Below are 23819 nucleotides of genomic sequence, written 5' to 3'. Positions count from 1 at the left end.
AACATCTTTTCCTAACTTATTCTTTAAAATCCTAAACCTATACTTAGGTGTCCAAACTATGTGATATTGACATCGCCAATACACATGCGATGCTTTCTCATATCTACTCATGTTTTTTATCCTCTATGACTTCGCTAAAAGTTAGAGTTCAATTAACATGAGTAGATATTCAGGCAAAGCCTAATTGATGATAACCACCTACTGAAGTAGGTGGTTTAGGGCTGAAAATAAAAAAAATCGAGGCAAATGCCTCGATCTTTTTTAACACTAAAAACTACTTAAAACGTCTTCGAAGCCAAAGTAGTGGTAAGGCAAATAACCAGGCAAAACTGGCTGCGCCTTTACGCTCATAATTATCATCTTCACCGTTATCATCGATACAGTTGTTCGCTGCTAACCATGCTTCATCAGCTGTCCCTGAGCCTGGTTGTAACACGACCATTCGAGGAAGGAATGAGGTTAATGGATCGCCATTACCGTCAACGGCAAAGATTGGAAGTCCATTATCACCAATAACCAAGTTACCGTTAGTATCATATTGATATTGAGGCTTACGAACAAAGGCGGTACCCACAATCACACCATCTTCATTGATACTATTGCCTTCGACCACTTTGATATCTTGGTTATAAGAGAGAGTAACACCTGTTCCATCTTGAACTTCAACTTTGTTTCGAACCCAAGCTCCGTCAGCGTTCTTAGCAAAGCCTTTTGATTCACAAGTCAAAATCTTATTTAGGTTATTAAACTCGGTTGTCTCTTTGTCAAACAGGAAGCCCGCTTTAGGACGTGGCTTGTCTTTCTCATGAGTCGTCTCAATAAACCCAACTACCTGACCTTTGTTATTAACAGACTTTGGCTTACTGCCGAGATCCGATAAAGCGTTATAAAAATCGTTAGGAACGACAACCTCTCCTTCTGGGTTTTGAGTATCGAAATAGAAGAACTTATCGCGAACATAACCCTCAATGTACTGACGGAAGCTACCCACTAGCATACCGCTGTCATTGATATCATAAGCGATAGATTGGAACCTATCCTCAATGAGCGGCACCCAATGAGGTTGATACGCGCCATCTGTACCATCTGGAGTCCAGAAAAATGCATCAAAGGAGACATTGTCATAGCCAGGGCGTTTGTGATGCGAACGTCCTGCAACTACTCCTGACGCGTTAAGGCCCAGGCCTTGAGCGATATACACAGTATCAGAGGTTGTCTCAAAACCTAGCGGCAAAAGTTTACTGTCAGTAACAGAGCTACCCGTTTCATCAAGCTGCCATACATATGCACGGCGCTGATATATGATGCGTCGATTACCATTTGCATCCGGATACTGCTCTATCTGAACACACACATCCGTTGGATAGGTTTCCCCATCAACACAAGCATCAATGCGGTTTTCTGAATCATTAGAGAGTTCAGTGCCGACATAACCAGTCACAAGGTTAGCGCTGTTAATGGCAGCAGCTACAGAGTAACCACCGATATTAACTTTGTTATCACCAGCTGTGTTGTTACAAGTCGCATCTTTCTCATACATGGTACAAGGCGGCAATAACTGAACTTCAGTTCCTGCAGCATTTTTAGCAAAACCACGCTCTTCAAACTCGCGATAATACCAAAACTCCTGATCTTCATTTGTGCCTGTATAAGGAGCCGTCTGCTCCTTCGACGTCATGGAGCCCACTTTCACACCAGCGTCATTGATCCCATAGTAATAAACATCAACTGAGTTGATGGTTTCTGGTTTTTCAGAGTCTGTTTCACTAGGATCCGTCGTACCATTTACAGAGTCGAAAACCGGTAACCAAGGTTTAGCGGTATCGAACTCACTGGCAATAAAAGAGAAGTTGTTCGCGATAATTGGCTTATCGATGGAAAAAGTGATCTTCTCTTCAGGTGCGATCCCATCTTCAATGTCGATCACTCCGTCATCGTCTTCTTCAGATGTAGAGAGTTTTTTCTTTCCCTTAGCAACCGCGACAGACTTTCCATCGGCATTAACGGCCATACCATAGCCATTTCGCGTTCTTTTAAGCGTACCGATAAGTTCAGCTGAATCAGATTCAGACTGATAAACCTCACTTAAATTTTTAATCTCATAAACAGGGGCAGCTTGCACCCCCTGAAGTGCACCAATTACACCTACGGCAACTAATGATAGGGCTTTATCCAATGTAAACTTCATTAACGCTATTCCCTTACTATTTCTAGTTATGTATTTTATTTAAGCGACTCTAGCTCTTCCCATCGCTCAAAACAAACTTCCAACTCTTGTTCTTTATCTGCAAACAGTTGGAGCTGGAGATTTATTTTTTCTTGATCCTGAGTGTAAAACTCTGGCGCACTTATCACTTCCTGTAATGCTTCAACCTCTTCCTCTAGCTGCTCCATTTGTGCTGGTAACTGCTCGAGTTCGCGTTGCAATTTATAGGAAAGTTTCTTTTCCGGCTTAACTTTTGGCTCAGATTTAACCTCGAGCGTTTCAACCTTAGCAGGTTGGACAGTGTTAATCGCCTGAGGTTCCTCAGAATAAAAACGAGCCCCTTGAGAGACCGCATCCTGATAACCACCAACGTATTCACTCCATCCACCATTACCGGTAAACCACCAGCTGCTGGTCACGGTATTATCGATAAATGCCCTGTCATGGCTCACGATTAATAAGGTTCCTGGATACTCAGTCAACAAAGACTCTAATAACTCCAGAGTTTCGATATCCAAATCGTTAGTTGGCTCATCGAGAATAATTAAGTTCGCAGGCCTTAACAAGAGACGAGCTAGTAAAAGTCTATTTTTCTCACCACCAGACAAAGCCTTAACCGGCGTTCTTGCTCTCATTGGCGAGAAGAGAAAATCTTGTAGGTAACTTAGAATATGCCTATCTTGACCATTAATAGTGATCGTCTTCTTACCATCTCCGACGTTCTCTTCCACTGTTTTTTCAGGATCGAGTGCTTCGCGGTATTGATCAAAGTAGGCAATTTCAAGCTTAGTCCCCACTTTAACGCTGCCAGATTGAGCTTCAAGCTGGCCTATTAAAAGTTTCACTAAGGTAGATTTACCGCAACCGTTTGGACCAATAAGTGCGATTCTGTCACCACGCATTACCGCTGAGGTAAAATTCTTCACCAGATTTTTATCTGGCAAATTGTAGTTCAAATCTTCAATATCAAAGACAAGTTTGCCAGAGCGATCCGTATCTGCAACAGCCATTTTAGCGCCGCCTTGACGATTTAGTCTGGCCATACGCTCAACCCTTAAGGCTTTAAGCGCACGTACTCTTCCCTCATTACGAGTACGTCTGGCTTTAACTCCTTGACGTATCCAAGCTTCCTCTTCGGCCAGCTTCTTATCAAAATGGGCATTTTGCTCAGCTTCAACCCTTAACCATTCAGCCTTGCCATCCAAATATGCCTGATAATTTCCAGGCCATGAGGTCACAACACCGCGGTCAAGATCCACTATTCTCGTGGCCATTCGTGAAATAAAGCCCCTATCATGACTCACAAAAACGATGGCGCCTTTGTAACTCAAAAGAAACTGCTCTAACCATTCAATCGTATCAATATCCAGGTGGTTAGTAGGCTCATCTAAAAGCAATAGATCAGGCTCGCTCACAAGCGCGCGGGCCAGCGCAACTTTACGTTGCCAGCCACCCGATAGTTCACACAATGGGCTGTCGGGATCTAACCCCAGCAACTCACAATTTTGATTGATTCGGTTATCCAGTTGCCAACCATTTAAGTGATCGATATCTTCCTGCAGACGCTCCATCTGCTTAAGCATACGTTCCATCTGCTCAGGCTCAGCACTTCCCACATCATGTGCTAACTGATGATAACGCTCTAGCTTCTCACCAACCTCTTGCAAACCAGCAGAGATATAGGAGTAGACAGAGCCTTTCTCTGCTTTAGGTGGATCTTGCTGTAAACGACTCACTTTAACATCAGTCGCTATATTGAATTCACCTTCATCGAGTAGTACATCACCACTTAAGACTTTCATTAAGCTCGATTTGCCAGCACCATTACGGCCAACAATACAGACACGTTCACCCGCTTCAATGGTGAAATCCGCTTTTTGCAATAGTGGTGTATAGCCATAGGCTAATGAACCATTATTAATACGAACTAAACTCAAGTTATGCTCCTAAAAATTCATTCAATGCATCGATATCAAAGGGCCAATTTAGCTCTCTATTGGTATCGATCTGCTTTAATACTGGGATACGAGTGCCATATTGCTCAACTAAGATCTCATCATCGCAAATATCATGACTCTCAAACTTCACTGCAGCCTGCATAAGCAACTCAGCAGCAAGCTCACACAGATGGCAAACATCTGTGTGAAACAAAATATAGTTTGGACGGCTATCCGCCATGGGTAAGCAACCAGGTATTGTGGATCTGCGGGTTACGTTTAAAGTCCAAAGGAAGTGTCTGGTTATCTATGTTCTTAACGGTAAAGTTTAAAGCTTCTAATGCTTCTATTTCCATCTTAAACTTGCGCTTATTATTCGAGAAAATAATCTCACCATTAGGATTTAATAGCTTAATTAGGCTCGATAAAAGAGATACATGATCACGTAACACATCAAAAGAGTCCTCCATTCTCTTAGAGTTAGAGAATGTCGGTGGATCGATAAAGATCAGGTCAAACTTATCGTGAGTGGTTTTAATCCACTGCATACAGTTAGCCTGAACAAACTGATACTTATCGTCATTTAAACCGTTTAAAGCAAAATTTTCCTTGGCCCAGTTTGTGTAGGTATTGGACATGTCGACAGTTTTTACCGACTTAGCCCCACCTAGAGCGGCATGGACAGAGGCAGTCCCTGTGTATGCGAATAGGTTTAATACATCCCGATCTTTGGATTTTTCACCCACTAATTTACGCGTTAGACGATGATCTAAGAAAAGACCAGTGTCTAAATACTCTTTAAGGTTTAACTTAAATTTAGCGCCATATTCAGTGGTAATAAGCTCAAGCTTATTCGCTTGGATCTTCTCGTACTGATTAGTGCCTTTCTGCTTCTCGCGGGTTTTTAAAATAATATTATTGGGATCGATACCGATCGCCGCTGGTAGAGTAATAAGCACATCAGTTAATCGACGTTTAGTGACAGACTCTGGGATATCTACAGGTGCTGTATATTCTTGGATCACAACGTAATCCAAGTATTTATCAATGGCAACTTTGTAATCGGGTAGATCAGCATCATAAATTCGATAGCTATCAATCCCCTCTTTCTTAGCCCATTTTTGTAGCTGCTTAATATTCTTTTTCACCCGGTTCACAAAAGGCACAGCAATATCGCTCACATCACCTTCACGGTTGATATTATTTGGATCAACACGTCGCGTGTTTGTTGCATGAACAGTATAGAGATTAAAGGCACACTCTAGCGCGCCATTATTCATCTTCATCTGTTTATCTGCTTTTAACTTTAACGCAGACAATAGCTCTACATCGCTATTCAACACAGCAAGATTCCAGCCACCAAATTCAGCTTTAAACTTATCACCAAGTTGATAATACAACTGCAGTAAAGCAGTCACTGTTCCTAATCGCTCACCATAAGGCGGGTTGGTAATAAGATAGCCTGTCTCTTCAGGTACTTTCACGTTTAATGCATTGGTAACGCTAAAATCGATTAACTCCAAGACACCAGCGTTTGCCGCATTCTTTTTTGCAAGTGCCACAATACGTGAATCGATATCCGAGCCATAAAATTTAGTTTTACAACGCGTGATGCCTATCGATGCCCTCGCCTTTGCTTCATCAAGCAGCTCTTGCCAGTATTTATCATTGTGTCTCAGCCAATGCTCAAAACCGAAACGCTCTCGATGAAGACCTGGAGCCATATCACAGGCCATCATGGCAGCTTCAATCAAAATCGTACCACTACCACAGAATGGATCTAGCAAGGAAACTGGATTTTTCTGCCATCCACTTCGCATCAACATATTAGCGGCGAGGTTTTCTTTAAGTGGAGCTTCACCCGTTATGTCACGGTAACCACGTTTGTGGAGCGCAGGACCTGAAAAGTTCAAACCTATGGTGATCTGACCGCGGCGGTAGTGAGCATCGATTCTAAAATCCGCATCGACTCGAGCCACGTCTGGCCTTGGGCAATCATCATCACGGAAGCGATCAACGATAGCATCCTTAATTTTAAGTGCACCAAACATGGTGTTATTGATAAAGCCACCCATACCGTGAAAATCGATACTAAATGTGCTGCGGTGGTTGAACTCCATCTGCCAATCAATGCCATATGCCGCATTATAAAGCTGCTCAGGCGATTCACATGGTCCTTTATGGATAACAAAAATTATCCGACTTGCAATTCGTGACCAGAGGGTAATTCGATATCCCAACTCGAGCGAAGCTGAAAAGTAAACACCAGCAACACTCTCTTTAATGTCAGACGCACCGAGGTCCGCTAACTCGAGTGATAACGCATATTCATAGCCCCTAGGAGCCGCAGCAAAGAAATTTAACATCAATAAATAGGTACGCAGTAAAAATTAATCACGCATTATACCTTGTAGAACGGATAAATGATAAAAAGTTATTGGCTTAGCTCATGATTTATTCAATCACAGTCTTGCTGTTTTATCGAAAAGCGGTTGGATTACTAAGCAGTACAGATAATCGCTCTACTCAGCACCCTTTTTGGCAAACGAATTCAAGGCAGAGCAGACAGCCAAAAACGCTACTTGATGATGCAAGTAGCGAGGCAGGTATAAATAGGAACATTCGAACAAAGATAAAGCGAGATACGAACTCGCTGTTATGCAGCTGCAATAGCCCTGCTCACCTTCAATGGGTGCAATCTATCATGCATCACTTTAATACATTCAAACTGCATTAATGATTTATTATCATTAAGTGGCAACTCGTTAGAAAGCAACATAACCAAAGAGGCTTGAATACTTGTTTCCACAACAAGCACCTGCGCAATCGCACCTCGGCACTTAAGCTGAAACACTTTTCCTAACTCACTATAAACGCACATGCTACTGGTATCGAAAAACCATGACTTAGGCATTTGAGGCTTTAATAGGAAATGGGCTGCTGTACCATTAAGCGCTAATTGCACTTTCATAGCATCAGAGATGGTTAATGATTTTGAAAGAAGCTCAATAAAATCAATATAAAATTTGGCGTGCTCAACACTAAACTCTAATTCCGATAACGCATCAGGAATTAAAGATTTAGATTTATAAGGAGTCAAAAATTCCATTTCGGAACCTAATGAAACGCTTAATACACCATACGTATCACTATATCTCCATTGCCAATCCTTTTTTGGCATTAATAGCATAATCTCTACCATTTATATTGAATACAGCACGATGATAGTAGATATTTTGTTCAATATCAAAATATATTTTAAAAATTTAAATTTATTTAACAAGGTGTTACGTGAGATCGTGCGATCTTTAAAACGATCGCACGATCTAAAAAAGATCAAATATTCGATCCTTTTATTTACGAACTCTACAAGCTTCGATGATATCTTTAATTAACTTAGGCCCCTGATAGATAAAGCCTGAATAGATCTGAACCATACTCGCTCCAGCATCAAGTTTATCGATAGCATCAGCAGCAGAGTTAATTCCACCGACTCCAATAATCGGGATCTGACCATTTAAACAGTTAGACAGCTTTTTGATGACTGATGTAGAGAGTAAATTCAAAGGCTTACCACTCAAACCACCGGTTTCATTGGCATTCATCAGTCCACTCACACCATCACGGCTTAATGTTGTATTAGTGGCAATAGCACCATCAAACTGGTTCTTTATTAGAGAATCGGCAATTTTTTGAATCTCCTCATCAGAGAGATCCGGTGCAATTTTTAATGCTATAGGCACGTACTTACCATGCTTCTGTGCAAGATCTTTCTGCTTGGCTTTTAGCGATCCTAATAGATCATCTAAAAGATCCCCATACTGCAGACTACGTAGACCTGGCGTATTGGGTGATGAGATATTAACCGCAATATAAGCCGCATATTCATACACTTTATCCATACAGATAAGGTAGTCATCTTTTCCTTGCTCAACTGGGGTATCTTTATTTTTACCGATATTGACACCAATCAAGGCTCCTGACTTAGCCGCTTTTAAATTGGCTATCAGGTTATCTACCCCTTTATTGTTAAAGCCCATTCTATTGATAATGCCCTTTGCAGGCTTTAAGCGAAATAGACGTGGCAGATCATTACCAGGTTGCGGCCGCGGCGTTACTGTGCCGACTTCAATATGACCAAAGCCCATAGCATGAAAACCATCGATGCACTCACCATCTTTATCCATGCCAGCAGCTAATCCCACAGGGTTTGGAAAAGTCACTCCCATAAACTCTACTGGGCTTGGCGCAATCTTCTGTGCATAGAAACAATCTAATGGTGTATTAGCCGTTGCCATTAAACTATTTAATGCAAAGTGATGAGCCTTTTCAGGATCCATCTGAAACATGACTTTCTGAGCGAGTTTGTAAAACATGTTTTCTCCTAGACCGAAAAAAGCCCCGGCAATTGCCAGGGCTATTTAATTATTATTGTTTACTTTTGACCTTCACAATGAAGGATCAAGAGGTTCAGCTCTCTTAATGCAACTGAGAACTTGGCAAACTCATGACTTTGAGATGTCTTAAAGTCTGCTAGCATGTGGAACCATCTCTCCAATAAGCCCTGATTGGAGTCGATCCACTGAGAAATTATGGAGTTAGCATCACAAGTTTCAGTACAAGTACGAAGTACTACTGAACTCAATGAACGCTGTTGCCAATCTAGCTCCTCTCTAAATGCTGCCCTTGCTAGTGCCTGCCAATGGTTTGCAACTGGCTGAGCACTTATCTGATCTAAGAACCAGTGTAGGTCAACCTGCGCACCGAGTTTAAAGTAAGTTTGTGCAACCAGTGCAACAGGTTTACTTTCTAACTCAGCAATTTGTGCGATATCTAAAGCGGAGAACAGAGTACTCATGTTTACAACGTTCGTTGCAACCTCCTCTGTAACTCCCTCTTTAATGAGCGCTGCAATTTCAAGACGAATTCCTTCGACTTCATCCTCAACCATATAGCCGTGAACATTCGCCTTAAGATCTGCAAAAACAGGGGCAAAAAACTCAACTGTCTGCTGAATACTCTGACCACGATTTCTGTGACGCAGGAACCAACGACAAGCACGACGTATATTACGGCGAATTTGATGCAACATCTCACCCTGTACAACTGCAGGGATAATACCATTTAGCGATGTAATGTTTTTAGTTAAACCAGCTAAACCAAACACTTCACGAGCCATAGTATAACAAATAGCAGCTTCAGCAACTGAGGCACCAGTCTCATCTTGCATACGTTGCACAAAATTAAGACCTAAATCATTCACCAGTTCATTTGCCAATGATGTAGCGATAATTTCAGCCCTAAGCGGATGAGCAACCATGCGATCACTGTACTTTTCTTGTAGCTGTTGAGGGAAATACTCAATCAATAGTTGGCTCAAGAAAGGATCATCTGTGATCTCAGGGGTCAGCAACTGCTCTTTGAGTACCATCTTCGCATAAGCGACAAGTACTGACAGTTCAGGTCTGGTTAACGGCTTACCATTTGCTAAACGCTCTGCAAGTTCATCTTCTGACGGTAGGAACTCAAGTGCACGATCTAACTTACCCTCTTTCTCAAGGTAATGAATAAAACGGATCTGCTCTTTAAGTTGCTCTGCACCACGTACCTGGGTGACAGAGATAGTACGAGTCTGATCTTTACAGTCCTGCAATACAATCCGACTCACCTCATCGGTCATATCGACTAACAAGCGATTACGCTGCTTTAAGGTCATCTCACCATCTGCAACCAGTGCATTAAGTAAAATTTTGATATTCACTTCGTTATCAGAGCAATCCACACCACCCACGTTATCAACGAAGTCGGTATTCATGCGGCCGCCATTTGCAGCGTACTCAATACGACCAAGCTGAGTACAACCTAAGTTGCCACCTTCGCCGATAATTCTGGCTTGAACCTCATTACCATTAACACGCAAAGTATCATTGGCACGGTCACCAACTTCAGCGTGGGTCTCGCTACTCGCTTTAACGTAAGTCCCGATACCACCGTTCCAGATCAGATCGACTTTCATCTTCAGAAGCTCTTTAAGCAGCTCCGTCGGAGTCATAGATGCTTTCTTAGTCTCAAGCATCTTCTTAATTTCTGGCGTTAAGGTGATCGACTTGGCAGAGCGCATAAAGATGCCGCCACCTTTTGAGATCAGCTCTTTATTGTAATCTTCCCAGCTCGAACGAGGCAGCTCAAACAAACGAGCACGTTCTTTATAACTTGACTCCGCATCCGGTGTTGGGTCGATAAAGATGTGCATATGGTTAAATGCAACCACAAGACGTGTATGCTCAGATAGCAACATACCGTTACCGAATACATCACCCGCCATATCACCTACCGCTAAGCAGGTAAAATCTGTGGTCTGACAATCGATACCAATTTCACGGAAATGACGCTTAACAGACTCCCAAGCACCACGAGCCGTGATCCCCATCTTCTTATGGTCATAACCATTACTTCCGCCTGATGCAAACGCATCTCCCAACCAGAAGTTGTACTCTTCAGAGATGGCATTGGCGATATCCGAGAAGGTCGCCGTTCCTTTATCCGCTGCAACAACCAAGTAAGGATCATCTTCATCGTGTCGAACAACGTTAACAGGCGGAACAACTTCACCATTAATAATATTGTCTGAGACATCCAAAAGTGCACGAATAAAGATGCGGTAACACTCCTGACCTTCAGTAAAGAAGGCTTCACGCCCCCCCTCTGTTGGCAGCTGTTTACAGACAAAACCACCTTTAGCACCCACAGGAACAATAACCGTGTTTTTAACTTGCTGTGCTTTAACTAAGCCAAGCACCTCAGTACGGAAATCTTCACGACGGTCTGACCAACGTAGACCACCACGGGCCACTTTACCGCCACGTAAATGAACACCTTCGACTCTTGGGGAGTACACGAAAATCTCAAACTTGGGCAGTGGACGAGGCATCTCAGGAATAAGCTCTGGCGAGAACTTAAATGATACATACTCTTTGTCACTACCGTCGGCTGCAACTTGGTAGAAGTTGGTTCTTAATGTTGCATTAATCAAGTCGAGATAACGACGAATAATACGGTCATCATCCAAACTAGAGACGTCCTCTAAACAGAGGTCTATCTGCTCAACAAACTTATTCAGTGTGCGTGTCTTAAGCTTAGGATTAAACTTACGAATAAACATCTTCACCAGTAGCTCAGCTATCTGAGGGTAACGAGTAAAGGTCTCTTCGATATAAGCTTGGCTGAAAGTCGCATCAATTTGACGCATATATTTGGCATAAGCACGTAGTATTGAAACTTCACGTCCGCTCAGAGTTGTCTCTAGAAGTAGACGGTTAAAGCCATCATCTTCCAGTTGCTTATCCCACACATCAGCCAATGCCGTTTGGAATCGTACTTGACTGTCAGCAATACTTTGGGTCGATGTCCCCTGCACTGTCATTAAGAAATCTAAAATCCAGTAAGTATCGTTCTCTGAAGTTTTTAACTCATAAGGTCTTTCGTTAATCACTCGAAGACCAAAGTTCTCAAGCATTGGTAAGACATCAGAAAGATGAATAGGCTCATCTTTATGGAACAGCTTTAATCGAACTTTACTGTTATTAAGCGCCGTTTCTTGCGGCTGATAGAAAAGCATACCCAGCTTATGGCTGTCATCTAGCGCTTCTAAATGCTGAATATCAACAACTGCAGAGCTTGGTAGCACATCCTCTTTATAACTGCGAGGAAACGCATGGATATAGCGTTTTGTTAGACCCGTTCCAGACTCTTCACCCTGTGCGCTGCTTAGCGCATCATTGAGTTTATCTTCCCAAGAACGCGCTGCTTCTGATAAATTATTTTCAATGGCGGCCACATCTACATCCATATTATTGTTATCGACTTTAACTATGTAATGCGTACGCGCAAGCGTAGACTCTGAAAAGTAGGTCGTAAATTCAACGTCGGCATCTGTATTAAAATGTTGAGCCAGAATACGTTGAGTATCTTCACGTAGCTTAGTGTTATATCTGTCTTTAGAGACATAAACTAGGCATGAGAAGAAGCGCCCAAAACCATCTTTACGGACAAACAACTTCAATTTATCACGATCTTGCATCTCTAGAACGCCATGGGCGACCTGAGCGAGCTCTTGAACATTACCTTGAATTAACTCATCACGTGGAAGCGTCTCTAAAATATGCATCAAAGCTTTGTAATCATGAGAACGCGGAGTTAACCCTGAGCGGTCTAACACACGTTGTACTTTCTCTGACAGAAGCGGGATCTCACGTGGGCTTCTGTTATATAGGTTTGAGGCATATAGACCTAAGAACCTATCTTCACCGATGACATTGCCTTGCTCATCAAATCGCTTAACACCGACATAATCAACATAAGCAGGACGGTGTACGCGGCTCTTTTCACTACTCTTAGTTAGAACCAGTAAGCTGTTATCGAGCGCTTCTCTACGGGCACTTTCAGAGAAATTAGAGAGTAGTAATCCAGTTTCAGGCTGTGGTTTACCCGGAATATTCATTAAGCCTAAGCTGCTTGAAGTGTCAGGCACCAACTCTAAGTCACCAGCCACCTTGCGCAGATCGTATCGACGATAACCAAGAAGCGTAAAATGGTGATTACTTAGGTAGTTAAGGAAGTTTGTAGCCTCTTCCAGCTCCTGCTTATGTCCAGGATAAGGGCGAGTTGCAAGCTCAGAGATTGTTGAGCTTAACTTCCCAGACATGGCTTTCCAGTCATGCACTGATGCCGCGACATCGCCCAATACTGACTCAATCTCTTTCTCTAGCTGTTTTATATCTTTATTGGTGCTTTGCCTATCAATCTCGATAAGAAAAACCGCAACTTTTTCAAACTTATCATCGGCATCATCACAATACCTAACCTGCGAAATACTCCCTTTTGTTCTTTTTATTGAGAGTGGAGTATGCAGAATCATGTGGGATGTGATCCCGACACGATTTAATGCCATGCTGATGGAGTCCACCAAGAAAGGCATATCAGGCTGAATAACTTCGATGATTGAATGAGTAGATTGCCAGCCATGCTTAGACTGACTTGGGTTGAAAACCCGAATATGAGACTCACCCTTTTCAGTTAGATTTGCCGCATTCCACAAGCTTAACACTGCCCCATAAAGATCACTGTCATTACGGGCTTTTAGATCATCTTTAGACATGTGAGCGTAGAGACAATTGGCAAATTGTTCTACCTGTTTTGCTTGTGCGTTAGGAACTTTAGAGTGAATAAGGTTTACTACGTTTTCAAGTAGTACCGAAGGCATTGCATCTTTCAAGGCCATGTTGCTGTTTCCTTAGGGTCTATGGCAGTGCTTTTATATTTTTTTGGGATGCTTGTACAAATGACCAGTTCGAATAGTGTGACCTAGGTCATGGGCGAAGTTTATTACTAAATCTCTCGCTTTTCGAGTGTTATTTTAGTGGTAGATCCTCTATAAAACCAGTTATAGCAATATTTTAGCAATTTAGATGAACAAACAATCGACATTTAAGCGTAACTATTCACATAATTAAAAATAAAAAGGGAGCCGAAGCTCCCTGTTTACTGCTACCTACCTAGGTTTTCGCCAGAAAAAAGCCCCGATAGCGGGTAAAATAATTATGGCTCCCAACATATTTACTAAAAACATAAATGTGAGCAAGATCCCCATGTCCATCTGGAACTTTAAGGCGGAAAAGAACCAAGTACTCACACCAATCGCCAAGGTCAGACCAGTAAAAATCACCGCGCTGCCCCGCTCAACGAGTGCTTCATAATAAGCCTCTTGGACCGGCATACCATCCCTTAACCTCACCGCCATGGTAGACAGGATATAGATGCCGTAATCAACACCAATTCCCACACCTAATGCAATCACAGGTAAAGTGCTCACCGCCAAACCAATATCGAGCTGAGTCATTAGGGCCTGGGCCAATGTTGAGACAACATAAAGAGGCAAAATAACTGAGATTGTCGCTCTTAACGATCTAAAGCTAATCAAACAAAGGACAAAAACCGCACCATAAACATAAAGCATCATTGGGAACTGTGCTTCTGCCACCGCTTCATTGGTTGCAGCCATCACCCCTACAGGGCCTGATGCTAGCTTAAATTGGATCTTATCATTGTCCATCTCGGCAGAGAGCGCTTTAACTCGCTCAATAACTAACTCAATGGTTTCAGCTTTATGATCTTGCAAAAACAGATAAACAGGCATCACAGAGCAGTTACTGTTTAACAAACCAGAAGTTGTCGGTACTCGACCGACCGCCTGAACTAAGCTGGCCGTTGTTCTGGGTAACACCTGCCACTTAGGATTACCTTCGTTAAACCCAGCATTCACCCTTTTCGCCACTGACGCTAAACTCGCCGTTGACTCAACGCCAGGTGTATTACCAATTATCCATTCAAACTCATCTATTTGATTAAGCACAGAGTGATAGGTACAGGCTTCGGGAAATGCCTCAACAATCACAGTCATGACATCTGTAGTTATTGAGAATTTATCGGTAATGTAAAAGGTATCTTGGTTGTATCTTGAATCAAAGTGCAATGCTGGTGCACCACCTTGTAGATCACCCACCTTCATCAAACTCGCTTGCTGAACACCTAACCCATAAAGTACGGCAGTGATCACCAACACCCAAGTAGCATACTTAGGTGTGGCAAAAAGAGAGAGCTTTCTCCACAGCTGATTAATTTTACTTTCAGCAGGATCTTTAGAGGTATTAGCCACTGATACCTTAGTAAATGAGATAACTAAAGGTAACAAGATCAAGTTAGTCAAAATGATCACCCCAACGCCCAATGACGCTGAGATGGCGAGCTCTCGAATAATGCCGATATCAATAGCCAGTAAAGTTAAGAAACCCACTGTATCAGAGAGTAAAGCGATACCTCCAGGAATGAGCAAGCTACGGAAAGCAGAAGCCGATGCCGCTTTAGTTGACTCACCATCGGCCACCCTTCTCCTCACCGCATTGATCATCTGCACACTGTGGCTCACACCAATGGCAAACACCAGAAAAGGGATCAAGATGGACATAGGGTCTAAACCAAAGCCCACAACGGTTAGCAAACCTAACTGCCAAATCACCGCGATTAAACTGCAAGCCAAAGGTAAAAAGGTCAGTACTAATGATTTTGAAAACAGGTACACCATTACCGCGGTAACTAAGATGGCAATAAGGAAGAAAAGCATAACGCCTTTGGCACCTTCAGCCACATCTCCCGCCATCTTGGCAAAGCCAATAATGTGGATTTTTATCTCATCATTTTCAAACTGAGTTCTTAACTCCTGCTCTAACTGTTCTGCAAACGCGAGTGTATCAAGAGGCTCACCAGTTTGAGGGTCAAAATCCATCAACTGTGCTGACACCATTGCCGCAGAGTAATCTTCAGCAATTAAACGCCCAACAATGCCCGCTTTCTCAATATTTCCTCTAACCACAGACAATCCCTGCTCTGTGGTTGAGAAATCAGCAGGGATCACTGGCCCACCGGCAAACCCATCTTCCACCACTTCGGTAAAGCGTGTTGAGGGGGAGAAAAGAGATTTAACCTGCGCCCTATCCACTCCAGGGATAAAGAAGAGTTGATCGTGAACATTTTTCAATGCATCAAAAAATGTCTCATTGAAGATATCACCGCTGGTGTCTTCCACCGCCACCATAATGCTGTTGGCGCCACCAAACTGCTTCTGGTGCTTTAAATAGGTCTGCATATAACTATGATTTAGCGGAATATTCTTAATAAACGCCGCATCCATCTTTAAGTTACTTGCTTGAAACCCCAAAAATAGGGTGGTCAGCATAAACAGGAGTATGACAAAAATCCTGTGCCGAAATAGGAAGGATTCAAATCCATTGACTATTTTATCTAACATCTTAAGGATCCCATTATTATTTTAATTCGAAAAGGCCTTTAGTACCTGCAACCCAGATATGGCCCTGAGGATCTCGCGCAATAGAAACCAGATTCTCACCTTGACGCTGAGTAACCAGCTCTCCCTTACCATTAGCGGTAATATCTAATATGACCCCAGCATTCCCGACAACACGTAAACCTCCATCTTTTGCCAATATGGCACCATTAATGGTCGATTTTGTCGGTAACATCACTTGATCCCATCGGTTTAACTCAAGTCCAGCTTGAAAAATGTTTCCTCTAAGTCCCATGACATAAAAACCGCTGTTTGACTCGATGACATTAAACAGTGAGCCTTCATAGACAAAATCTAGTTTTTGCCAATTAACGCCTTTATCATCAGAAACGGACACTAAACCTAACTCGCCAACCATAATTAAACGGCCATCGTTAGTGGCAATAATGCGATTAAAATGAGGGAGAAGTGTGCTTCGCTCACTTAAATATAGGGCTTCATCTTCCGCTTTTAACTCAGCCAAATAGGCGATATCTTCCTCAAACAACAACTCTTCATGGTACTCTGGTGTCCAATCTTTACCGCCATTAGCAGTTCGATAAAACAGACCATAAGCCCCAATCGCAACGCCATTGGCAGTGTCAAAAAAGAGTACATCCATTAAGGGCTTTTCAATCTCAGGCGAGCTCATCTGAACCTGCCAGGTCAGTCCTGCATCCTGAGTGTGGATAATCGTCGCGTCATGGCCAACAGCCCAGCCAAGTGACGGCGTGATAAAAAATACCTTAGTTAAATGAGAAGATGTGGGTGACAGCACCTGACGCCATTTTGGGGTATTTTTCTCATCAAAAATAAAAATATGACCGCGCTCACCAACAGCCACCATAGTCTCATCTTTAACTGCAATATCTAAAATGATGGACTTAATCGCTAGAGGTTGAATTTGATTACTTAAACTTAACGAGTCGCTGCTGGCGATAGCAATTGACGGAGATAAAGTCACAGCGAACAGAAAGATTGAAATAAATCGAAGCATGCTAGACAACATACAGACTTCCTTAAAGATAGAGGGGCACATAGTTGTGCCCCTATTGTATCGGAGAGTTAACGAATACCTGCACGTCTCAATGCTGCTGGAGTGAAGTTAGCTTCACTCAACTTAGCATCAAAGTTATACATACGACCTTCATTATCTAAGCCCATAGCAAGGTAACGGCGTGACTGAAGATCATGGAAAACTTCCAAAGTACTCCAGTGTGTCGGCACTTCGTAATAGTTAATGCCGTGTGCAAACGCCACACGATATAGCTCATCACGGTTATCATACATATCGGCTAATGATACCTGCCAAGAATCTTCATCAATATAGAAGGTACGTGTCTTATAGATATGACGCATCCCCTCTTTTAGTTGAGCTTTAACCACCCAAACACGATGCTTTTCCCAACGAACAAATTCAGGGTTGATATGACCGGGTTGAATAATTTGGTCATACTTCAACTTATCTGAATGAAGTTTGTAATCGTTATAAGGAATGTATACCTCTTGCTTACCAACCAGCTCCCAGTTGTAACGCACAGGAGAGCCGTTAAACATATCAAAGTCATCGGTTGTTCTTAAGCCATCAGAAACTGAACCTGGTGTATCAAAAGCAACATTGGGAGCCTTACGAACGCGGCGCTGACCTGTGTTGTAGGTCCAAGCCTGACGAGGTAAAGCTTCTTGATCCATTGTCTCTTTAACTAGCAGTGCAGTACCCGCTAAACGCGCAGGTTGAGTCACGACTTGCTTAAAGTAAAACAGAGTATTAGAAGCATTTAGTTTGTCTAACGTCATCTCAGGACGAGAGTATTGAAAACGGATCTCTTCTGCGGTTTCAACTAAGGTATAACCGCCACCTGCTGTCGGTGCGACTTGGCTACGGGCTGTTTCAACATCGACACCACGAAAACGCAGCACGTGGTTCCAGATAACCTCAAGACCATTTTGAGGAATTGGGAAAGGCACACCAATCGATGCCCCCTTAATACCATTGCCATCAGAAACGAGCTCTGCACGAGTTGCATTGGCTTTCGTTGCATCATAGACAAACTGAGGAACCGAGGCCGTGCGTCGTGTTTGATATACGTTCATCTTAAACGTATCAGGATAAAGCTCAAACAACTTCATCTGACCTTCAGTAAGATTCGCCTTGTACTTATCTTTATTCCCATTGGTGATGGTAAATTCAATCTTATCCTGCGGGAAAGGGTCTGGATGATGCATCCCCTTCTCATATCCCGCGATTGCAGATGTTATGCCGCCATCCCAAGCTGGGATTGAGCCATCGGCATTTGCCGCTTTAACTCCACCCATAGGGGTTAACTCTGTGCCCAGCTTTGCAGCTTCAGCGTCGGTAACTTTTGCTATGGCACTTGGCGCACTCAGTGCAACCATCACAGCAGCTGACAATATCCCAAGTTTCTTCATTATTATTGTCCTTGTGATTTAGATTGAATACTTGATGTTAAATGACACGTAATCACGGTCAGACATCTGGTTCGTTGTTCCTACACCACCGAAGAAGCTGTTGTAAGAAAAATCTGCTCCCCAGCGACTCTGATAATCAAAGTTAACACCAACAGATACTGACTTCTTACCTTCAGTAAACAGGAACATAGGATCTGGAGTGATACCATCAACATCATGAGAGAAGATAATACGCGGAGACATGTTTACACCAGCAAACAGGTTGTTGTAATCCGCTTTAGCCACTAAACGGTATCCCCAAGCAAAATCTGTCGGGAAGGGATTAGTTTCTACACCATCTTGCAATGCTTGAATAATACCAGGCATGTCAGGGTTACCACCTGAGCGGCCAGTACCAGGACCATTTAGACGCAATACATCTTGATCTGGCATATCGTGGATCCAAACACCACCCACTTCAGCAAGCATCACTAAATTGCTCATGCCCCAAGTTGGGCCAAACAGGTGCGTTAAGGTAAACTGCGCCTGTGTAGTATCACTTAAGATATAACCCTCTGCGGTTTCACCAGGAGCAATCACATCCATCTGTGAGATGCCATCCAAATCTGGACGCAAACCAGCATTAGCTAGCTGTTGTGGCATAGCGGCAAATAGCAGCTCAACATCATCAATCTGCAGCGGCTCATCTTTACGGTGAGCGATTTCACCCGCAACAGACGTATCTCCAACTAAGGTATTGAAGCTAAAGCCATACAGTCGAATATCTTCTGGGTAAACAATCTGTGCTTTAGAGAAGGTCTCTAAACCTAACAAGGTTTCACGATCTACAGTTCCACCACTGGCTGCCACGCCGCCAAGCCTAGCAAGATCGCGACCAACAGCTTCTTGAGTAAAGTTAGCCACGGTACCACTGATAAGCGGACGACGGCTGTGGTAATTCATGTAGTAGAGGCCGAATTCAGTTTCACCGAGTTCAGGCGCATAGTAACCAATCTTCAAACCAAACTGACCCGAATCACTGGCACTGGCCTGATCTTCAACCAAAGTCACCTTGGTTGGATAAGCTAATGCAAGTGCGCCTAGTTCAGCAGAAGAGAGTTGACCTGAGGACATCATAGCCACTAGGTTGTTGTATTCTTGCTCTAAAAAAGCAAGGTTGATATCTGGATTAGCATTAAAGCCTAACTGTGCATTTTGGCCATAACCGCCATATCCAGCAAAATCATTGGTTGAAAAATATGAACCAGGAGTTGGTACCCAAACAGGTTCCCAATCATATTGATAGAAAGCTTCAACAGACATCTCATCGGTCAAGCCCAATGATGCCCAGATCATACCTTGAGGTCTAAAAGCTTCTTTAAGCTCAGCACCTGGTGCATTCAAGATATTAAGATCAACTGGGTTAATCACACCAATACCGTGAGGAATTAACGTGCTCTCCCCCCAAGAGACTACTTGATTACCGATACGAACAGTTAATGGGTTAGCGCCATCATTAAAATCAAAATCACCATAAACAAATGCATCTAACAGTCGAATGTCTTTACATTGAACTTCCGATGCTTTTGAATCTGCACAGGGATCATACTCTTGCCCAGTAATTGGATCTGTATATCCATAGCTACCGTTATTGGCTTTTTGATCGAAGAAATACATGCCTCGTGCAAACATACCGAAGTTTTTATATTTCAAAGAGAGTTCATGCAGACCTTTAAATACAACTGCGGTGGTGTCTCCTTGAGAATAAAGTAGGTTACTCAAGTCACCATTACTTGAATAGGAGCCTGGTTGGGCCCAGATCTCTGTTGAGGTGTATTTAGTATTGTTAAATGCGGAATAATTAGACCAATCGAACCTTGGGTGATTCACCTTACCGATATGGCTCTCCCAATCCCGACCTTCAACGCGCCAGCTTGCCCCTGCTGACAAAGTCGTATCGAACGTACCTTCAACTTCTCCCCAATTGAAAGATATAGCATTGACACTGGATGTTACTCCCATACTCAATGCCGCTACGATCCCTAAAGCAAGCGTCGACTTATTAAAGCCGTTAATAACCTTTTTCATTTTAGCTCTTCTCCGTAACCTGCTGGATTCTTTTGTTATAGGAATGACAACCAACATTTCGTTAGCCGACAGGTAACACCATTGTTACAGCATTTACATCTGATGAGCAAGGTTGAATAGGAGAAAATCTTCTGAAGTTTTAAAGAGTTTCATCAATAATAAAACAATAATTTAAACGCTTGATTTAAAAAGTTGGCACACCAAAGAAAAAAGAAGTAAATAAGACGGGGAAAGGTAATAAATAACAATGAGATACAATGAGTACGACTGAGTAATTGTAGATTAACAATATAATCAGTCGTTTGAAGTAATTACTCTAATAAATATTTTCTAAATTTTTAAAAGTGACAGGAGCTCACCACTTTGACTTAACTCCATTTTAAATTGACCCTGAACACCGGCTCTTGTTAAAAATGGGCGAAAATGTCTGCCATGGATCCATAGGATCCTACCTTCATTATCACGTACCTCAACTTTATCAGCATGGCCTTGATAATACCGTTCAAACTCTTGATAATTCACGTTAATCGAGAAGTAAAAAATCATTATATACATTCTTATCAGAAAAATAACGCCAATGATTTCGGTATCATCGGCGTTAATTACAGTAAAAAATTTAGCTAAAGAGCAGCTTATCAATCAAGTGCTTTTGATACTTTTTCATAGAGATCTTTAGAAAGCTCTGGCAGTGCTAAAATCTGCTCCAATGATGCTTTCATTAGTTTTTGTCTATCAAGATCAAACTTTTTAAACTGAATCAATGGTGTGATAAGCCTTGCCGCAACTTGTGGGTTTAATTTGTTTAATTTAATAATTGTTTCAGTCAAAAAACCATAACCTTTACCATCAAGTCGATGAAATTGCACTAAGTTAGCAGCGGCGAAAGCCCCCACTAAAGAGCGAACTCTATTTGGGTTTGAGAAAGAGAATGAGCTGTGCTCAGTAAGCTTCTCTAATCTCTCTAAACAGGTTTCAGAGCCAGAGGTTGCCTGCAGAGTTAACCACTTATCCATCACAAGTGGTGTCTCTAACCAGCGCTTCTCATAGTCAGTCATCAAGCTCTCTCTCAGAGAAGACTCTTCACCGTTAAGCGCTTGTAAAGCCCCTAAGCTATCGGTCATGTTCAATGCATTTTCATATTGTGATTGAGCATGTTGTTGATGCTGATCTGACACTTTTTGCAAAAGTAATAGGCAAGCGTTCTTAAGCGCCCGAGCACCTGCTTCATCAACCTCAGCCTGTTCGCAATAACGAGTTAATAACTCATCTTCACAGGTGGACGCCAACTCACCAATAACAAAGTCGCGAGCAAGCACTAAAGCATCAAGATCAACACTATTGACCTGCTCAATGAGGGCTGAAACACTAGGTAGAGTCAATACTTCTGCCACCAATGAAGCATCTAAAGAATCTGACAATATTACGCCTCGATAGGCATCACTCACCCTTAGATCTAGATGCATCGCCTTTTTAGCCGCAAGATTCGCAACATTATCCCAGATTGACTGACTGATAAGGGCCACGGATGCTTCCCAACGAGCGACTTCACTCGATGCGAAACGCATCAAATGAACCAATTGCTCAACCGAGTAATCAAAATGAAGTTTAACTGGTGCAGAGAAGTTCTGTAACAGTGACGGAGTAGGCTTATGAGCTAAATCGCTAAACACAAACTCTTGATGAGATGACTTAACATCCAAGACTTCACTTAACATGGAGTCGCCATCTGCTGAGATAAGCTCAAGATCGAAGGGAATATGCATCGCAGCTTTTGTTGTTTGATCGACAGTGACAGGAGTTTGCTGCTCAATCACTAGCTTGTATTCCCCTTTCACCTCATCGAAACTCTCCGCCACACTTACAACAGGGGTACCAGACTGGCTATACCACAAGGTGAACTGACTTAAATCAACCCCACTTGCATCTTGCATGGCTGTAGTGAAATCATCACAAGTCACAGCTTGTCCGTCATGACGCTCAAAATAGAGCTTCATGCCAGCTTGGAACCGGGCTTCACCCAGCAAGGTATGCATCATACGTATCACTTCCGCACCCTTGTTATAAACCGTTACTGTATAAAAATTATTCATCTCAATCACAGATTCAGGTCGAATAGGATGTGCCATCGGGCCGGAATCTTCTGCGAACTGTTGATTCTTAATCACCTTAATAGCATGAATACGGTTAACGGCACGAGAACCCAGATCTGAGCTGAACTCTTGATCTCTAAAGACAGTTAACCCCTCTTTAAGGCTTAACTGGAACCAATCGCGGCATGTCACCCTATTTCCAGTCCAGTTGTGGAAATACTCATGACCCACAACAGACTCGATACCATGGTAATCATCATCGGTCGCTGAGCTAGTGTCTGCCAATACATACTTAGTATTGAAAACATTTAACCCTTTGTTTTCCATCGCTCCCATATTGAAAAAGTCGACAGCAACAATCATGTAGATATCCAGATCATACTCGAGATCAAATCTGGACTCGTCCCAAGCCATGGACTTTTTCAGTGACGCCATCGCGTGATGCGACTTATGTAAATTGCCTTTATCAACGAATACCTGCAGCTTAACAGGACGCTGACTGCGGGTAATAAACTCATCTTCTAACAGATCAAAATCCCCTGCAACAAGCGCAAATAGGTAGGCAGGTTTAGGGAATGGGTCTTGCCATTGAACAAAATGTCGGCCGTTCTCAAGCGTCCCTTGTTCAATTAAGTTTCCGTTACTCAGCAGATAAGGGAATGCATTTTTATCAGCTTCAACTCGCACAGTATAGATAGCCAATACATCTGGTCTATCAAGGAAGTAAGTGATGCGCCTGAAGCCTTCTGCTTCACATTGAGTACAATATGCCCCATCTGACATATAGAGGCCTTCTAGGCTTGAGTTTGCCTCGGGATCGAGCTGCGTGACTATCTCTAACTCAAATTCAGAAAAATCGGCTTCAATGCTTAAACTGGTCTCATCTTGAACATAGTCGATCGCTTCACCGTTGAGCTTAACCGACAAAACCTTCATCTGATCGCCATCGAGCACGAGCCTTGTCTGCGCTGAATCTTTTCTAACAAGTTGACTCTTAGCGATCACGCGGGTCTGTTCACCCGCTAAATTAAAATCAAGATCAATATGGGTGATCGTATATGCCGGTGGTAGGTAATCTTTAAGGTATTTTGCTTTCATCTGTGTCATATGCCAGCCTTCAATCATCTATTATCCGCTAAAGCGGATTTAGTATAAAAAAACGCGCTTATAGCGCGTTTTTATCTGAACGT

The 23819-nt window shown here is 42.7% G+C and carries 14 protein-coding genes; all 14 read right to left on the bottom strand.

Annotation, left to right across the window (positions count from 1 at the left end; translation table 11 throughout):
- On the bottom strand, nucleotides 1-111 hold a 111-nt coding region (locus K0625_RS09910), incomplete at its 3' end, for a transposase (protein ID WP_220109548.1).
- A gap of 163 nt (nucleotides 112-274) precedes the next feature.
- The gene (locus K0625_RS09905) at nucleotides 275-2188 is read right to left on the bottom strand and encodes a DUF3466 family protein (protein WP_220109533.1); all 1914 of its coding nucleotides are present in this window, start codon (nucleotides 2186-2188) and stop codon (nucleotides 275-277) included.
- 35 nt (nucleotides 2189-2223) lie between these two features.
- Nucleotides 2224-4143 (bottom strand): ABC transporter ATP-binding protein, encoded by a 1920-nt coding sequence (locus K0625_RS09900; protein WP_220109532.1) that lies wholly within the window; start codon nucleotides 4141-4143, stop codon nucleotides 2224-2226.
- A 1-nt stretch (nucleotide 4144) separates the two neighbouring features.
- Nucleotides 4145-4384: a glutaredoxin family protein gene (locus K0625_RS09895; RefSeq protein WP_220109531.1), complete on the bottom strand. Its 240-nt coding sequence runs from the start codon at nucleotides 4382-4384 to the stop codon at nucleotides 4145-4147.
- Nucleotides 4374-6509 (bottom strand): bifunctional 23S rRNA (guanine(2069)-N(7))-methyltransferase RlmK/23S rRNA (guanine(2445)-N(2))-methyltransferase RlmL, encoded by a 2136-nt coding sequence (rlmKL, locus tag K0625_RS09890; RefSeq protein ID WP_220109530.1) that lies wholly within the window; start codon nucleotides 6507-6509, stop codon nucleotides 4374-4376. The genes K0625_RS09895 and rlmKL overlap by 11 nt, the downstream gene beginning before the upstream one ends.
- 290 nt (nucleotides 6510-6799) lie before the next feature.
- Entirely contained in the window at nucleotides 6800-7333 is a 534-nt protein-coding gene (locus K0625_RS09885; RefSeq protein ID WP_041417601.1) for a cell division protein ZapC, read from the bottom strand.
- A 163-nt stretch (nucleotides 7334-7496) separates the two neighbouring features.
- Nucleotides 7497-8519, bottom strand: coding sequence for a quinone-dependent dihydroorotate dehydrogenase (pyrD, locus tag K0625_RS09880; protein WP_220109529.1), 1023 nt, complete (start codon nucleotides 8517-8519; stop codon nucleotides 7497-7499).
- A 59-nt stretch (nucleotides 8520-8578) separates the two neighbouring features.
- Complete coding sequence (locus K0625_RS09875; RefSeq protein WP_220109528.1) at nucleotides 8579-13423, bottom strand: NAD-glutamate dehydrogenase; 4845 nt, start codon at nucleotides 13421-13423, stop codon at nucleotides 8579-8581.
- A 270-nt stretch (nucleotides 13424-13693) separates the two neighbouring features.
- Nucleotides 13694-16006 (bottom strand): efflux RND transporter permease subunit, encoded by a 2313-nt coding sequence (locus K0625_RS09870; RefSeq protein WP_220109527.1) that lies wholly within the window; start codon nucleotides 16004-16006, stop codon nucleotides 13694-13696.
- A gap of 16 nt (nucleotides 16007-16022) precedes the next feature.
- Nucleotides 16023-17051 carry a WD40/YVTN/BNR-like repeat-containing protein gene (locus K0625_RS09865; RefSeq protein WP_220109526.1) on the bottom strand — a complete coding sequence of 343 codons (1029 nt, stop codon included), beginning with the start codon at nucleotides 17049-17051 and terminating at the stop codon, nucleotides 16023-16025.
- 56 nt (nucleotides 17052-17107) lie between these two features.
- The gene (locus tag K0625_RS09860; RefSeq protein ID WP_012324766.1) at nucleotides 17108-18472 is read right to left on the bottom strand and encodes a DUF1329 domain-containing protein; all 1365 of its coding nucleotides are present in this window, start codon (nucleotides 18470-18472) and stop codon (nucleotides 17108-17110) included.
- Nucleotides 18473-18490: 18 nt separating this feature from the next.
- Nucleotides 18491-20539, bottom strand: a complete 2049-nt coding sequence (locus K0625_RS09855; protein WP_220109525.1) for a DUF1302 domain-containing protein — start codon at nucleotides 20537-20539, stop codon at nucleotides 18491-18493.
- Nucleotides 20540-20869: 330 nt separating this feature from the next.
- Nucleotides 20870-21085, bottom strand: coding sequence for a DUF2835 domain-containing protein (locus tag K0625_RS09850; RefSeq protein WP_220109524.1), 216 nt, complete (start codon nucleotides 21083-21085; stop codon nucleotides 20870-20872).
- Between the two features lie 89 nt (nucleotides 21086-21174).
- Nucleotides 21175-23736 carry an aminopeptidase N gene (pepN, locus tag K0625_RS09845; RefSeq protein WP_220109547.1) on the bottom strand — a complete coding sequence of 854 codons (2562 nt, stop codon included), beginning with the start codon at nucleotides 23734-23736 and terminating at the stop codon, nucleotides 21175-21177.
- Nucleotides 23737-23819 lie beyond the last annotated feature (83 nt).

Source organism: Shewanella nanhaiensis, assembly GCF_019457885.1.
GTDB classification, from domain to species: Bacteria; Pseudomonadota; Gammaproteobacteria; order Enterobacterales; family Shewanellaceae; genus Shewanella; species Shewanella nanhaiensis.
This window is presented reverse-complemented; position numbering and strand designations above follow the sequence as displayed.

What these genes read in the sequence shown, in the direction of transcription:
- K0625_RS09870 (WP_220109527.1), bottom strand. Translation starts at nt 16,006, where the DNA reads ATGTTAGATAAAATAGTCAATGGATTTGAATCCTTCCTATTTCGGCAC.
- K0625_RS09855 (WP_220109525.1), bottom strand. Translation starts at nt 20,539, where the DNA reads ATGAAAAAGGTTATTAACGGCTTTAATAAGTCGACGCTTGCTTTAGGG.
- K0625_RS09895 (WP_220109531.1), bottom strand. Translation starts at nt 4,384, where the DNA reads ATGGCGGATAGCCGTCCAAACTATATTTTGTTTCACACAGATGTTTGC.
- pepN (WP_220109547.1), bottom strand. Translation starts at nt 23,736, where the DNA reads ATGACACAGATGAAAGCAAAATACCTTAAAGATTACCTACCACCGGCA.
- rlmKL (WP_220109530.1), bottom strand. Translation starts at nt 6,509, where the DNA reads ATGTTAAATTTCTTTGCTGCGGCTCCTAGGGGCTATGAATATGCGTTA.
- K0625_RS09875 (WP_220109528.1), bottom strand. Translation starts at nt 13,423, where the DNA reads ATGGCCTTGAAAGATGCAATGCCTTCGGTACTACTTGAAAACGTAGTA.
- K0625_RS09850 (WP_220109524.1), bottom strand. Translation starts at nt 21,085, where the DNA reads ATGATTTTTTACTTCTCGATTAACGTGAATTATCAAGAGTTTGAACGG.
- K0625_RS09885 (WP_041417601.1), bottom strand. Translation starts at nt 7,333, where the DNA reads ATGCTATTAATGCCAAAAAAGGATTGGCAATGGAGATATAGTGATACG.
- K0625_RS09905 (WP_220109533.1), bottom strand. Translation starts at nt 2,188, where the DNA reads ATGAAGTTTACATTGGATAAAGCCCTATCATTAGTTGCCGTAGGTGTA.
- pyrD (WP_220109529.1), bottom strand. Translation starts at nt 8,519, where the DNA reads ATGTTTTACAAACTCGCTCAGAAAGTCATGTTTCAGATGGATCCTGAA.
- K0625_RS09860 (WP_012324766.1), bottom strand. Translation starts at nt 18,472, where the DNA reads ATGAAGAAACTTGGGATATTGTCAGCTGCTGTGATGGTTGCACTGAGT.
- K0625_RS09865 (WP_220109526.1), bottom strand. Translation starts at nt 17,051, where the DNA reads ATGTTGTCTAGCATGCTTCGATTTATTTCAATCTTTCTGTTCGCTGTG.